The sequence below is a fragment of the Actinomycetes bacterium genome, assembly GCA_022599915.1.
Lineage (GTDB): Bacteria > Actinomycetota > Actinomycetes > S36-B12.
Genome location: JAHZLH010000012.1, coordinates 1 through 14,776, shown reverse-complemented (window position 1 = coordinate 14,776; position 14,776 = coordinate 1). Strand labels below are relative to the sequence as shown.

Annotated in this window: 14 protein-coding genes; 9 read left to right on the top strand and 5 right to left on the bottom strand. The window is 60.8% G+C overall.

What is annotated here, in order from left to right:
- From K0U62_02245 to leuC, 3 genes are all read right to left on the bottom strand, one after another.
- Positions 1-433 (bottom strand): HU family DNA-binding protein (locus tag K0U62_02245; GenBank protein MCH9800338.1); only part of this gene is annotated, 433 nt, incomplete at its 3' end.
- Positions 434-636: 203 nt separating this feature from the next.
- On the bottom strand, positions 637-1,227 hold the full coding sequence (gene leuD / locus K0U62_02240; protein MCH9800337.1) for a 3-isopropylmalate dehydratase small subunit: 591 nt from the start codon (positions 1,225-1,227) through the stop codon (positions 637-639).
- Positions 1,228-1,238: 11 nt separating this feature from the next.
- Entirely contained in the window at positions 1,239-2,639 is a 1,401-nt protein-coding gene (gene leuC / locus K0U62_02235) for a 3-isopropylmalate dehydratase large subunit (GenBank protein MCH9800336.1), read from the bottom strand.
- Between the two features lie 105 nt (positions 2,640-2,744).
- On the opposite strand from leuC, the gene K0U62_02230 reads away from it, so the two are divergent.
- The gene (locus K0U62_02230) at positions 2,745-3,464 is read left to right on the top strand and encodes an IclR family transcriptional regulator (GenBank protein MCH9800335.1); all 720 of its coding nucleotides are present in this window, start codon (positions 2,745-2,747) and stop codon (positions 3,462-3,464) included.
- On the opposite strand, the gene gcvT is transcribed toward K0U62_02230, so the two are convergent.
- The gene (gene gcvT / locus K0U62_02225; GenBank protein MCH9800334.1) at positions 3,450-4,574 is read right to left on the bottom strand and encodes a glycine cleavage system aminomethyltransferase GcvT; all 1,125 of its coding nucleotides are present in this window, start codon (positions 4,572-4,574) and stop codon (positions 3,450-3,452) included. The two genes, K0U62_02230 and gcvT, sit on opposite strands and share 15 nt — an antisense overlap.
- Positions 4,575-4,640: 66 nt before the next feature.
- On the opposite strand from gcvT, the gene K0U62_02220 reads away from it, so the two are divergent.
- From K0U62_02220 to K0U62_02185, 8 genes are all read left to right on the top strand, one after another.
- Positions 4,641-6,107 carry a leucyl aminopeptidase gene (locus tag K0U62_02220; protein ID MCH9800333.1) on the top strand — a complete coding sequence of 489 codons (1,467 nt, stop codon included), beginning with the start codon at positions 4,641-4,643 and terminating at the stop codon, positions 6,105-6,107.
- Between the two features lie 98 nt (positions 6,108-6,205).
- Entirely contained in the window at positions 6,206-7,582 is a 1,377-nt protein-coding gene (gene lpdA, locus K0U62_02215) for a dihydrolipoyl dehydrogenase (protein MCH9800332.1), read from the top strand.
- 104 nt (positions 7,583-7,686) lie between these two features.
- Positions 7,687-9,546 (top strand): 2-oxoglutarate dehydrogenase, E2 component, dihydrolipoamide succinyltransferase, encoded by a 1,860-nt coding sequence (gene sucB, locus K0U62_02210; protein MCH9800331.1) that lies wholly within the window; start codon positions 7,687-7,689, stop codon positions 9,544-9,546.
- 51 nt (positions 9,547-9,597) lie between these two features.
- A complete protein-coding gene (locus K0U62_02205; GenBank protein ID MCH9800330.1) occupies positions 9,598-10,491 on the top strand; it encodes a TIGR01777 family oxidoreductase in 894 nt (297 codons plus the stop codon).
- Between the two features lie 41 nt (positions 10,492-10,532).
- Positions 10,533-11,222, top strand: coding sequence for a lipoyl(octanoyl) transferase LipB (gene lipB, locus K0U62_02200; GenBank protein MCH9800329.1), 690 nt, complete (start codon positions 10,533-10,535; stop codon positions 11,220-11,222).
- A 27-nt stretch (positions 11,223-11,249) separates the two neighbouring features.
- Positions 11,250-12,164, top strand: a complete 915-nt coding sequence (gene lipA, locus K0U62_02195) for a lipoyl synthase (GenBank protein MCH9800328.1) — start codon at positions 11,250-11,252, stop codon at positions 12,162-12,164.
- A 131-nt stretch (positions 12,165-12,295) separates the two neighbouring features.
- Entirely contained in the window at positions 12,296-13,609 is a 1,314-nt protein-coding gene (locus K0U62_02190) for a hypothetical protein (protein ID MCH9800327.1), read from the top strand.
- Positions 13,610-13,696: 87 nt separating this feature from the next.
- Positions 13,697-14,395, top strand: a complete 699-nt coding sequence (locus tag K0U62_02185; protein MCH9800326.1) for a DUF4191 domain-containing protein — start codon at positions 13,697-13,699, stop codon at positions 14,393-14,395.
- Here the strand turns inward: K0U62_02185 and K0U62_02180 are convergent.
- Positions 14,392-14,661 (bottom strand): N-acetyltransferase, encoded by a 270-nt coding sequence (locus tag K0U62_02180; GenBank protein ID MCH9800325.1) that lies wholly within the window; start codon positions 14,659-14,661, stop codon positions 14,392-14,394. The two genes, K0U62_02185 and K0U62_02180, sit on opposite strands and share 4 nt — an antisense overlap.
- Positions 14,662-14,776 lie beyond the last annotated feature (115 nt).

Genomic DNA, 14,776 nt, shown 5'->3' with positions numbered 1-14,776 from the left:
TCTTCGCCGCAGTGGCCTTCTTAGTCGCGGACTTCTTCGCCGCAGTGGCCTTCTTAGTCGCGGACTTCTTCGCCGCCGAGGCCTCAGTGTTTGCCTTGCCGGCGGTCTTCTTCGCCGACTTCTTCGCCGACGACGTGCGATCCGTTACGGCTTTCCGTGCACCAGCGACAAGAGCCTTGAAATCCGCACTGGGCCGGAACTTGGGAACTCGGGTTGCTTTTACCTTTACGGTTTCTCCAGTCTGCGGATTACGCGCACTGCGGGCACCGCGCTTGACGCTTTCAAAGATTCCGAGCCCGGACAGTCGCACCTCCTCACCACGAGAAACTGTTTGCTTGATTTCGTCGAGCACTGCGTTCAAGGCCCGATTGGCTTCTGCTCGATTTGTTTCTAAGCGAGCGGCCAGATTGTCAATAAACTCTGCCCTATTCACGACAGTGATCTCCTTCGGTGGAAGCGTTCTTTGCCGACGCTAGTGGGAAAAACACTGATTGACTAATCCCGCCACGAAAAAACTTTGTGATCGCGAACGCGTTCTCAGAACAAAAGTCGGAAAACTACTGACTTTTCACCCGCATAACCAGCACGACCGAGACAGCCATACTGACGTCAACGACAGTGAAACGAAGGACCCTGCTAGGCGAGAGTCACTGGCATGAAGAAAGGTCGATTCTCTTCGTACTCAGAGATTCGATCAACGTGACCCAAGGTGATTCCGATGTCATCCAAACCATGCAGCATTCGATGCTGCACGTGCGGATCAACAACGAAGTCGGCCTGCAAATCTCCAACCCGAATCTTGAGTTCCACCAAATCCACCTCGATGGCGGTGGTGGGATCTGACTCCACGATCTCCCACAGTTGTTCCACCACCTCAACGTCCACCAGTGCCGGCAGCAGACCGCTCTTACCCGCGTTACCGCGGAAGATATCGGCGAATCGAGAAGAGATCACAACCTGGAACCCGTAGTCCTGCAATGCCCAGACTGCGTGTTCCCGGGACGATCCGGTACCGAAGTCAGGACCGGCGATCAGAACCGTGGCCTCAGCATGATGCTCTTGGTTGAGAACAAACTCGGGGTCTTCCCGCCAGGCCGAGAACAGCCCGTCGCCGAAGCCGGTGCGAGTGATCCGTTTGAGGTACTCCGCTGGGATGATCTGATCGGTATCAACATTGCTGCGACGGAGCGGGAGGCCCGTACCGCTGTGAACTGTGAACTTCTCCATGAGTTTCTCCTTCAGACCAGATCCGCTGGCGAGGACAACTGACCGTTGACCGCGGTGGCCGCCGCAACCTGCGGTGACACCAAATGGGTACGCCCACCTGGACCCTGCCGACCTTCAAAGTTTCGATTAGACGTTGACGCTGCTCGCTCGCCCGGCTGCAACTTATCCGGATTCATCGCCAGGCACATCGAGCACCCAGCGCCGCGCCAGTCCGCACCAGCAGCTTCAAAAACTTCGACCAAACCTTCCGCTTGAGCCTGATCACGCACTCGCACCGATCCGGGAACGATATACATGTGCACCTGTTCGTTCACGCTCCGGCCGCGGAGCAGATCGGCGACCACCCGCAAATCTTCGATCCGGCCATTCGTACAGGAGCCGACGAATACGACGTCGACGTCAATGTCGCGCAACGGTATGCCCGGCGCTAGGTCCATGTACTCCAAGGCTCGCTCCGCCGCCGCGCGCTCATGCTCGTCCGACATGCCCGCCGGATCGGGTACTCGCTCCGATAACGGCAGCCCTTGACCGGGGTTGGTGCCCCACGTGACGAAAGGACTTAACTCAGCGGCATTAATCACTACTTCGGTGTCGAACTCCGCATCGTCGTCGGTGCGCAGACTGCGCCAGTATTCGACCGCAGCATCCCAGTCAGCACCCGCAGGCGCGTGCTTGCGACCTTGCAGGTAGTCAAAGGTGGTTTGGTCGGGGGCGATCATTCCCGCACGAGCACCTGCCTCAATCGACATGTTGCAGATCGTCATGCGACCTTCCATCGATAGCGATTCAATGGCGCTCCCGCGATACTCGAGGACATGCCCCTGACCACCACCGGTGCCGATGCGTGCGATGACGGCGAGGATGATGTCCTTCGCCGTCACTCCGTCAGGTAGATCACCTTCCACCGTCACCGCCATCGTCTTGAATGGCTTGAGCGGAAGCGTCTGGGTTGCGAGCACATGCTCGACCTCGCTGGTCCCGATGCCAAAAGCTAACGCACCGAAAGCGCCATGTGTCGAGGTGTGCGAGTCTCCACACACGACGGTCATTCCCGGTTGAGTGAGTCCAAGTTGCGGCCCCACCACATGCACGATGCCCTGCTCCTCATTGCCAAGTGGATAGATCGGCACCCCGAACTCGGCGCAGTTATTGCGGAGGGCCTCCACCTGCGCGCGACTGACCGGGTCAGCAATCGGCAACTCGATGTCTCTAGTCGGCACGTTGTGATCTTCCGTGGCAAGAGTGAGATCAGGACGTCGGACCGGACGCCCGGTGAGCCGCAGCCCCTCAAAGGCCTGCGGGCTGGTTACTTCGTGAATCAAGTGCAGGTCGATGTACAGCACATCCGGCTCACCATCGACCTGGTGCACCAAGTGATCGCGCCACACCTTCTCCGCCAGGGTCTTGCCCATGCTTGCCTCCCTCGGCTCTGGTTCGGGATTGCCCCCCCAGAATCTCACGCAGCCAGCGATCTCGCTGTGCGGGCGTCTCACATAGTGAGATGCTACTCTCACTCTATGGACAGCAATCAGGGTAGCAGAGTGGGTGTGCTGGACAAGTCCATGGCCATCCTGGAGGCCGTGGAACACCGGCCACACTCACTGGCCGATCTCACCGAGTCAACGGGTTTATCACGGCCAACCGCGCACCGACTGGCACTCGCCCTCGAATCGTATGGACTGTTGCTTCGCAATGACATCGGTGAGTTTCTGCTCGGTCCCCGGATCCCGGAGATGGCCGCAGCGGCCGACAGCGATGGCATCGCAGTCCGTGCCCGACCCATATTGCGGGAGTTGCGCGACAACACCAGCGAAAGCGCCCAGCTGTATCAACGTTCCGGTGATCGCCGCATCTGCGTGGCCACTGCCGATCTGTCCTCTGGCCTGCGCGACACCGTCCCATTAGGCGCCGCCCTCACCATGGCCGCGGGCTCCGCTGCTCAAGTCCTACTGGCATGGGAACATGCCGACCAGATTCCTACCGCGCCAACGAATGCCGCGTTTTCTACCGCCCAGTTGGCGGAAGTCCGCAATATCGGTTGGGCAGTGAGTGTCGGCGAACGAGAACCAGAAGTCGCCTCGGTGTCGGCACCGGTACTGAACTCTCGCGGCCGAGCAATTGCCGCGATTTCTATCTCCGGGCCGGCGGCACGGTTAGGTGATGCTCCCGCTACCCGATTCGCGGAACAAGTAGTCGCTGCCGGGGACCAGTTATCCCAACTACTAGCGCGGGGATGATTCCACGAACGGCGGCGACACCACTTCGGCCGCAACCTCGCGGCCACGAATGTCGACCGCCACTGCGCCACCCGTAGTGATGCTGCTGTCTAGCAGTGCCAGCGCGATACCTTGCCGCAGCGACGGCGAGAACGTCCCCGACGTCACGGCTCCCACCTCGGTACCGTTCTGGCGAACCGCCATACCGGGACGTGGTACCCCGCGACCCTGCAGCAGTAGCCCCCGCAGTACGCGATTCGCGCCCCGGTCTTTGATCTGCTGCAACGCCGCCTTGCCGCGAAACTCGGTATCCCAGGCGATCGCCCACGACAGCCGCGCCGCGACCGGATCAATCTCGTCACTGATGTCTTGACCATGCAATGGGTAACCCATCTCAGTCCGCAACGTGTCACGGGCACCCAAACCACAGGGCGCTACCTCTGGTCTATCCACCAACTGCTCCCACAGGGTGACCGCCAGCTCATTGGGCAGGATCAGTTCAAAGCCAGGTTCCCCGGTGTAACCAGTCCGCGAAACTAACACCTGGCCAGTCTGGTACGGCTGCAGCTCAGCCGTCATGTAGAGCAAGTCAGGTGACAGCCCCACCCGAATGAGCGCCTCGGCAGATTGCGGGCCCTGCACCGCAATCAACGAGGTCTCCGCTGACTCATCGGTGATCGCGGACTTGGCAATCACGTCGTACAACTCAGCCAGCACTGCGGCGGTGTTAGCGGCGTTAGGAACCAGCAGCACTTCATCTGCTGCGAGTCGGGTCGCCAGCATGTCGTCGATGACTCCACCGGTCTCATCGCACAGCAGCGTGTACTGGACTTGGCCCACTGCCAGTCGGTCAAGATCATTCGTTAGCAACTGATTGAGCTGAACGAGGGCAGCCGCTCCAGAAATTCGAACGGTACCCATGTGGGAAACGTCAAAGACACCGCAGCCGGCCCTTACGGTGCGATGCTCCCCCACCGTGCCCATCGGGTATTCGATCGGCATATCCCAACCGGCAAAGTCGACCATCTTCGCTCCCGCCGCGACATGCCAGGTGTGTAATGACGTTGTACGCACATCAGCACTGTCGTGATCCGCCGACTGCTGACCATTCGAAGATTCCGGGTGCGACATGCCCCTGACGCTAGTCCACGGACGATAGCCTGCTGCAAGCAGTCCCGAACCCATCGAGGTGAACCAGTGACCGATCTGCGGCTCTCAGCCAAAGCACCGGCGGAAGTTTCCGGCCAGCAACTGATCGTGCCAGCTATCTGGCGAGATGACTCCTTAGTACTGCAGAAGTTCGGCGGTTTCAGCCGCCAGCTAGCCCGGCGACTGACTGCGGCCGCTACCGCCCTCAGTACCCCGGGCAGCACCGATCCGATCCGCCTACCCGGCGACCCAGATTTGGCTGCCGACACTGTGGTTGTTGCTATTGCTACCGAAGCCGACACACCAGAACAGTTGCGCCGCGCCATCGGTGTGGCAACCCGGGCAGCCACCACTGCCACGAACGTCGTCATCGCCGCTGCTGATGCCCAGAGCGAAGAACTGCGGGCATTGGCAGAAGGCGCCGCGCTAGGCAGTTACCGCTTCAACCGCTACCGCTCCCAGCCGCAAGCAGCACCGCGACGCATCACCCTGGCGTTGGGGACACGACTCACCAGCGCAGACCGAACGATCGTCAAAGAGGCGGCCGCACTCACCGAAGCGGTCGAGTTGGCCCGGGATCTGGTGAACACCGCCCCCAATGATTTGGTACCGGAAGGCTTGGCTCAAGTGGCTCGGGATACCTTCGCGGACACCTCAGTCGCAGTCAAGGTGTGGTCTGATGCCCAGCTGCGTCGGGGACAGTACGGTGGCCTGATCGCGGTGGGCCAGGGTTCCAGTCACCCGCCGCGGCTAGTGCGATTGCAGTACCAACCGGCTGGAGCCAACCGTCACATCGCGCTGGTAGGCAAAGGGATCACCTTTGATTCTGGCGGATTGTCACTGAAACCGCCCAAGTCCATGGAGTGGATGAAGTCGGATATGGGCGGAGCTGCTGCCGTTCTGGCGGCCGTGAAACTGATCGCCGCTTGGAAACTCCCAGTAAATGTCACCGGCTGGCTCGCCGTGGCCGAGAACATGCCCAGTGGGACCGCGCAACGGCCGGGCGATGTAATCACCATTCGTGGCGGTAAAACGGTTGAGGTACTTAACACCGATGCCGAGGGTCGACTGGTGCTCGCGGACGCCATCACCGAAGCCTTGTCCGAGAATCCGGACGAACTTATCGACATCGCCACCTTGACTGGTGCCCAGTTGGTGGCTCTCGGTGCTCAAGTAGCTGGCGCTATGGGCAACGACGACCGACTGCGCACCGAAGTGGTGGCAGCCGGCAGCGCCGCTGGTGAATCGCTGTGGCCGATGCCGCTACCGCCGGAACTGCGGCCATCACTGGACTCGCCCATTGCAGACATCGCCAATATTGGTGATCGCAACGGCGGCATGCTGACGGCTGCGCTGTTCCTCGCCGAGTTTGTACCCGACGATCAGCCTTGGCTCCATCTCGACATTGCTGGACCAGCGTTCAATGACGGTGCCGCTTACGGCTACGTGCAACCGGGTGGCACCGGCTTCGGAGTTCGCACCTTGGCTGAATATGTACGACAGCAAGTCAGTTAGATACTCGGTCAGCGTTCGCCCGTCGCGGATTGCGAGCGCTTAAGCCGGACTTTTGGGCCCGCTAATGGCAGGATCGAGCAGAGATCTTGGAGGAACCTGTGGCAGAAGCGCAATACGACGTCGTGATTCTGGGCGGAGGTAGCGGCGGTTACGCCTGTGCGCTGCGAGCATCCCAGTTGGGATTGAGTGTCGCCCTGATCGAGCGGGACAAGCTAGGCGGCACTTGCCTCCACCGTGGCTGCATTCCCACCAAAGCGCTACTGCATGCGGCTGAGGTCGCCGACACCACTCGCGAGTCTGCCGCCTTCGGCGTCGACGCCACCTTGACCGGTATCGATATGACTCGGGTCAACTCCTACAAAGACTCGGTGATTGGCCGGCTGTACAAGGGACTCACCGGCTTGGTCAACGGTCGCGACATCACTTACGTCGAAGGCACCGGAACCCTCACTGCGCCGAACGCCGTTACCGTCGCCGGTCAGCCCTACACCGGTAAGGCGGTGGTACTAGCTAGTGGCTCTTATCCTCGATCACTACCCGGCCTGGACATCGGTGGCCGAATTATGACCAGTGACGAAGCACTGGACTTGGATTGGATTCCCAACTCCGTCATCGTGCTGGGTGGCGGCGTGATCGGCGTTGAATTCGCCAGCGTGTGGCGCTCCTTCGGCACTGAGGTGACCATTATCGAGGCACTGCCCCGCCTTGTGCCCGCCGAAGACCCAGCATCATCGAAAGCGCTCGAACGAGCTTTCCGCAAGCGGCGGATCAAATCGGTGACCGGTGCCCGGCTTGCCTCCGCAGTGGCCGACGAGACCAGTGTTACTGCCACCTTGGAAGACGGCAGTAGCCACACTGCCGACCTTCTCCTAGTCGCCGTCGGTCGCGGACCCAACACCAGTGGCATGGGCTATGAGGAGCAAGGCGTTGCGATGGATCGCGGCTGGGTGCCCACCGATGACTACCTGCAAACCAACGTACCCGGGGTCTATGCGGTGGGCGACATTGTGCCTGGACTGCAGTTGGCGCACCGCGGCTTTGCTCAGGGGATTTTCTTGGCCGAGCACCTTGCGGGGCTCAACCCCGAACCCATCGACGAGTCCGGCATTCCCCGAGTGACATATTGCGAACCGGAAGTGGCTTCAGTTGGCCTCAACCAAGACGAGGCCGAAGAAAAGTACGGCAAAGACGCCATCCACACCTATGAGTACAACCTGGCGGGCAACGGCAAGAGTCAAATCCTGGCCACGGGTGGCTTCATCAAGTTAGTTTCCGTCAAGGACGGCCCCTTGGTGGGCCTGCACATGGTGGGCAGCCGCATGGGAGAACAAATCGGCGAGGCTCAGTTGATTTACAACTGGGAAGCGCTGCCGGAGGACGTTGCTCGCCTCGTCCACGCCCACCCCACCCAGAACGAAGCGCTAGGTGAAGCACACCTGGCTCTGGCCGGAAAGCCGCTGCATGCCCATGGCTGATGCGGACAGATGGGCGAGTCATTGGCGATTTCTCACATCAGCGCCCCTGATGAGGTCAAGATAGGTAACGCATCCGGTGCAAGCCGGAGTTAGGAGAAGCTGCTGTGTCGACCCCGGTCACCATGCCCCAACTCGGCGAGAGCGTCACCGAGGGAACAGTCACTCGGTGGTTAAAGGAGGTCGGTGACACCGTCGATGTCGATGAGCCATTGCTGGAAGTCTCTACTGACAAAGTCGATACCGAGATCCCTTCCCCGGCAGCCGGGGTCTTGACCTCGATCGATGCTCCAGACGACACCATCGTGGAGGTGGGTGCACTGCTCGGCACCGTAGGAGTGGGTAGCGACCAGCTGGCTCAGACGCCAACTCCGCCGCCGCCGGCGGACATGCCCAGTGCCCCGCCAGCTCCTCCGGCCGCTGCAACCCCAGCGGCTCCAGCCCCGCCGGTTGCTACTCCAGCCGCCAGTGCCCCACCAGCACCACCGGACCCCGCGCCAACGGCAGCACCAACCTCGGCGGCGGGAGATGCAGCCGGAACCGAAGTCACGCTGCCGGAACTCGGCGAAAGTGTCACAGAGGGCACTGTGACTCGGTGGCTGAAACAGGTCGGCGACTCTGTCGACGTCGACGAACCGCTGCTCGAAATCTCTACCGACAAGGTCGACACTGAGATTCCGTCCCCGGTCGCGGGCACCCTAGTAAGCATTGCCGCAGCTGAGGATGCGGTAGTGGAAATCGGAGCCGTACTTGGGATCGTCGGGTCTGCCGACGCGCCCGGTGCATCCGCACCTGCCGCTGCACCGGCTCCAGCGACACCAGAACCAGCACCAGCTCCGGCCGAACCCACTGCCGCACCCACACCGCCAACCCAGCCAACGACAGCTCCCGCACCAGCACCGGTACCAGCAGCTACAACAACACCCGCAGCCGCACCGGCCGCAGCTGCACCTACTGCCCCCGGCAAAGTGGCCGCCGCTGCCGCCTATGTCACGCCATTGGTGCGCAAGTTGGCATCGCGAGCGGGCATTGACTTAGCGAAGGTATCCGGAACCGGGGTTGGTGGACGAATCCGGCGGCAAGATGTGGAACAGGCCATCGAAGCGGCCGGTGGATCCACCACCGCGGCACCAGCCACGACCGCACCGGCTGCCGCAGCACCAGCCACCGCTGCTAGCGCATCGACAACTGCCACGGCACCCGCAGTTACGCCACCGGCCGCCGCTGGCGCACCGGGTAGTGAACTGCGGGGCTCAACAGTCCCCATGACCCGACTCCGCAAGGTCATTGCCGATCGGATGCTGGATTCTTTGCACACCTCCGCCCAACTAACCACAGTGGTTGAGGCAGACGTCACCGCAATCGCTCGGCTGCGCGATCGGGTCAAGACACAGTTCCAGCAACGCGAAGGCGTGAAGTTGTCCTTCCTCCCGTTTTTCGCGCTCGCCGTCATCGAGGCGCTCAAAGTCCACCCGAAAGTCAATGCGTCTATCGCTCCCGACAGCGGGCACATCACGTATCACGCTCAGGAGGACTTGGGGGTGGCGGTCGATACCGATCGAGGCCTCTTGGTGCCGGTGATTCAGGATGCGGGTGAGCTCAATCTCGCTGGACTTGCTCGTCGAATCGCTGATCTAGCGGAACGTACTCGTACCAACAAGGTCACTCCAGATGAACTATCCGGCGGCACATTCACTCTGACCAATACTGGTAGCCGTGGTGCGTTGTTCGATACCCCGATCATCAATCAGCCTCAGGTCGCGATCATGGGGACTGGCACGGTGAACAAACGTCCCGTCGTCATTCCCGGTTCCGATGGCGGCGACGTGATTGCCGTCCATTCGATGGTGTATCTATCGCTCACTTATGACCACCGCCTCGTCGATGGCGCTGATGCCGCTCGATTCCTCAGCACCGTGAAACACCGGTTAGAGGAAGGCGCTTTTGAGGGCGATGTCGGGCTCTAGCTGCCCGCTCGTCATAACTGACCCCTACCTAGAGAACGGGAGCACTCCATCGTGGCCGTCGCTATCACCGGTGCCAGTGGCCTCATTGGCACCACACTTGCGCAATCACTGACCGACGACGGTATCGACGTCATTCGGTTGGTACGCCGGCCGGCGGCCGGACCCGGGGAAGTGAGTTGGGACCCCGCCAACCGCACCGTCGATACCCAGGCCCTGGCCGAGCGGTCAATCACCGCAGTAGTGCATTTAGCCGGGGCCGGGGTCGGTGATCGGCGCTGGAACGCCAGTTACAAGAATCTGATTCTGTCCTCTCGGGTTGATGGCACCGCCGCCATCGCAGCTGCCGTCGCTGAGCTACCCGGCAACCCAGCGCTCATCAGCGGCTCAGCTATCGGCTATTACGGGGACACCGGCGGCGACATCGTGGACGAGTCTGGTCCCGAGGGAGATACCTTCCTGGCCCACGTGGTGCAGGAATGGGAGGCCGCCACTGCGCCGGCACAGCAGGCAGGCAACCGCGTGGCGATGATCCGCACTGGGCTAGTGGTGAGCAGCACCGGTGGCGCGTTCGGCAAAATGATCCCGATCTTCCGCAAAGGCATCGGTGGCCGCATCGGCTCGGGCAAGCAATGGTGGTCATTCATCTCGATGACTGACGAGGTGCGGGCCATCCGATTTTGTATCGATCAAGAAATCAGCGGCCCTGTGAATCTAGTCGCGCCACAGCCTGTGACGAACGCGCAAGCGACACAAGCGCTGGCGGAATTGCTGGACAAGCCGGCAAAACTTCCGGTTCCTAAGTTTGCGCTGCGAGTGGTCCTTGGTGGTTTCGCTGAGGAAGTTGTGATGAGCCAGGGTGTCGCTCCGGGCGCACTCACTGCAGCGGGCTTTGAATGGCAGCATCCCTCCATCGAACAGGCACTGGCAGCGATGCCAGTGCCGTAATCAGCGCGTAATCTGACGGGGTGAGCAGCGCTAGCGCCGGGATCGGCCAAGTCGATGTCGTCGGAGTTGGCTTGGGCCAACGCACTGTTCCCTACCGACAAGGGTGGGAACTGCAGCGGCAGGTACATAGCGATGTGGTGGCGGGCCGCCGCGGCGATACGCTGCTGCTGCTCGAGCACGATGAGGTGTTTACCGCCGGTTCGCGCACCCAACCCGAGGACCGCCCGGTGGATGGCAGCGAAGTGATCGATGTCGATCGGGGCGGCCGGATCACCTGGCACGGCCCGGGCCAACTCGTCGGCTATCCGATCCTGCGACTGCCGCATCCAATGGATGTGGTGGCGCATGTTCGAGCGCTGGAGTCGCTATTGATCAGCATGTGTGAGGACTTCGAGGTGGCCGCCATTCCCATCGAAGGTCGATCTGGCGTGTGGGTTCCCCACGCCAGCGGTCCCGGCAGCGCCGGACCGGCCAGCAAGATCGCGGCTGTCGGAATCCGGGTGACCCAAGGAGTGACCATGCACGGCTTCGCACTGAACTGTGATTGTGATTTAACTTGGTCGCAGCGCATTGTGCCGTGCGGTATCCCGGATGCTGGTGTGACCTCACTGACCAAAATCTGCGGTCGTGACATCGATGTGATGAGTGCGGCCTCGCTGCTAAGTGAAAGGCTCACCGGAAGTCCGGTAGTGCCGCAATATCTGCCGTCGAACGGACCGCATGTGGCCTGAACAGGTTGCCCCGCCTAGGCTAAGACCGTGACCGGCGACAAACCACTACTGCGTATTGAGCGCCGCAACGCGGAAACTCCGGTCGAACGCAAACCCCCATGGATTCGCACCACCTTCAAAACCGGACCCGAGTACCTACAAATCAGTGCGCTGGTCAAGGAACAGGGACTGCATACTGTCTGCCAGGAGGCGGGCTGCCCAAATATCTACGAATGTTGGGAAGATCGCGAAGCAACCTTTCTGATCGGTGGCGAACAGTGCACCCGCCGCTGCGACTTCTGTCAGATTGATACTGGTAAACCGGCGCCGCTGGACCGGGGTGAGCCACAGCGGGTGGCGGACAGCGTCGCATCGATGGAACTGCGGTATGCCACCGTGACCGGGGTTGCTCGCGATGATCTGGCCGACGAGGGTGCTTGGCTGTACGCCGAGACGGTGCGGCGCATCCATGCCACGAGCCCGGGTACTGGGGTGGAACTGCTCATTCCTGACTTTTCCGGTGATCCGAAACTATTGGCGGAAGTGTTCGATGCGGCCCCGGAAGTCCTCGCCCACAACGTGGAGACGGTGCCGAGAATCTTCAAGCGCATCCGACCAGCGTTTCGCTATGACCGTTCGCTGCAGGTGCTGCAATCTGCAAAGCAGGCGGGTTTGGTGACTAAATCCAACTTGATCCTGGGCATGGGCGAAACCCGCGATGAAATCTCCACCGCGCTGTGCGATTTGCGAGATCACGACTGCGATCTGATCACGATTACGCAATACCTGCGTCCCTCCGAGCGACACCATCCCGTAGAGCGTTGGGTGACTCCAGACGAGTTTGTGGAGCTTGAAAACGAGGCCAAAGATCTGGGCTTCGTCGGAGTGATGTCGGGGCCGTTGGTGCGGTCGTCCTACCGGGCCGGTCGCCTATACCGTGCTGCCGTGGCCACTACCTCCTGAGTCAGTGACCTAGCGCCCTCAGCCGGTGAAATAGCGGTGCGCTTTGATCGGGGACAAATCGGGCAAAGCGGCAAAGACGCGACAACGTCGGGCGAACCTGCCAATCTGAGAGCAGAAATCGGAGGTTGATCATGACCACTTTCCGCTCTCGACTCATCGCTGGCGTTGCCGCGACCGGCCTCGCTGCTGCCGGTCTTGCCGCCGCAAGTGTTCCTGCACCGGCAGCCCCAGCCGTGCCCGAAACGGCCCAGGCACCTTCCAAGAGCAGTTCCAAACTGCGGGTGATGACGGTGAACCTGTACCTCGGGTCGTCGCTGTCGCCGGCTATCAATGCTGCGCTGGATCCGGACGGCACGTTGTTGGACTTCCTGCTGGGTGCAGCCAAGGTGTACGACACAGCTCAGAAGACTGACTTCCCCAAGCGGGCCAAGTGGATTGCCAAAACCGTCAAGGAACTGCGCCCGGACGTGCTGTCACTGAATGAGTTGACTACGTGGGAACGCTCCACCGGACCGGCCAAGGACATGCCCAGCTACGACTTCCTGCAGATCTTTGAGGATGCGCTCGCGCAGGAGGGTCTGGAATACGAGGTGGCATCCAGAGTCTTCAACGCCAATATCGGTATCAGCAAGACGATCGGTATTCCCTACCTCAACAACGACATCGAGGAATGCAGCTACGACCCCACCGATCCAACAACGCTGATACTCACTGCCTGCACTGTGCGGATGAAGGACAGTGATGCGCTCATGTACAACACCGAATCGCCCAATCTGAAGTTGAAGTTCTTCTCCGACAAGCAAGCCAAGCAAAAGGTCGGCACCTTCAAAAGTCAGGTGGTTATTCCTGTCACTGATGACGTCTCGCTGAGCTTCGACCGTGGCTATGCCGCCGCGAAGTTCCAGTGGCAGGGCAAGCCAGTGTCAATCCTCACCTCACACCTCGAAGTCGAATCGCAAGACGGCGTCGGCAAGCCCGGGAAGTACGGGCCGAAGAACTGGCCATCGGCAGTTCAGGTCGGTCAGGGCAAGGAACTCAAGAAGAAATCCAAGATGTTCGGTAAGGACACCGGTGGCCGAGTGATCCTGCTGGGTGACCTGAATACCGACGCCAATGGCTACTACAGTCCCACGTACAAGAATCTGACGAAGAAGTACTTCAAGGACAGTTGGAAACAGACTGGTAAGAAGTTCGGTAAGGCCAAGGGTGCGACCTGCTGCCGTAGTGGCGCGCTGAACACCAAGAAGAAGGTCAAGGGCGTCAAGGGTCCAGGTAAGTACATGGACTCCGGCGATCCGGTGATCCCGACTCGGATTGATCTGGCGTTACTCCGCAAGGCCACAGCCAGCAATGTAGGTATCGCTGGGGTGGACTCCAAGTCGAAGCGGCAGCCTCGCTGGGAGTCTGATCACAACTTCTACTGGGCCGATGTCACGCTGAATTAGCCGATAAGCGACCGGGCCGGGGCACCTTAGGGTGGTCCCGGCCCGGTCGCGTTAGCAGCAACGAAATCCTGCCCTACTCTGTAAGACATGGCCAAGGAAGCAAAGACGAAGAAGAAGCGGTTCGCATGGGTCGGGCAGATGCGCGACAACTACCGCATGACCCGGGAGGTCTATCCCCGGCTCGGACTGATCATGTTCTGCCTCTTCCTGGTGATTTTCGGCATCGGACTGGCGATTGGCTTCCTTTTCAGCAACCCGGTGACCTTTGGCCTAGTCGGCCTGTCCTTCGGTGTCTTGGCGGCCATGTGGTACTTCAGCCGTAAGGCGATGAGCGCCGCGTATCGGCAAGTGGAGGACCAGCCCGGTGGTGCGGCTGCGGTGGCGCAATCCATGCGCGGTAACTGGAGCACCACTCCGGCGGTTGCGGTGACCAAGAACCAGGACATGGTGCATCGCGTCGTGGGACGACCTGGCGTGGTCCTGATCTCTGAGGGTCCACCATCTCGGGTGAAGCACATGCTCGCCGGAGAAAAGAAACGCACCCAGCGCTATATCCCGGACATTCCGATCACCGAATTGCAGATCGGCGCCGAGGAAGACCAAATTCCGATCAGTCAGTTGCAGAAGAAACTCTCGAAACTCCCTAAGGCGTTGACCCCAGCCGAGGTGAACGATATTCGTCGGAAGCTAGAGGCGGTTTCACAGTCGCCGGCCCCGATTCCTAAGGGCCCGATGCCCAAGAGCGCCAAGGCAGCGAAGTCCCAGATGCGAGGTCAGGTCCGTTAACCTACCGCAGGGTTTCGCTCCAGCCATTCGGCGACAAACCAGCAGGTGGCATTGATGGATCGGTCTTGCCTCCGGGCGGATTCAACGGCCACCCGCACCAGTTCGGTACCGACGCCTTGACCGCCGTAATCCGGATCAACCACGGTTGAGTACATAATCCAGCCCCCAACGTCGTCCTCGCGGTAGCGCAAGCGACCTGCGGTCACGCCGTCAACCGCAGCGGTGAAGCGACCACTCTCCGGATCATGAGTTACCTCTACCTGCACCCCACCATGATCTCGTGAGATCCATGACCCCGCCAGCGGAGTCTAGCCAGCCAAGCGGCAGTCCCCACTTACCTTCGGTAGCTTCTGATTCTGACAGTCCCGACATAGCGATGGG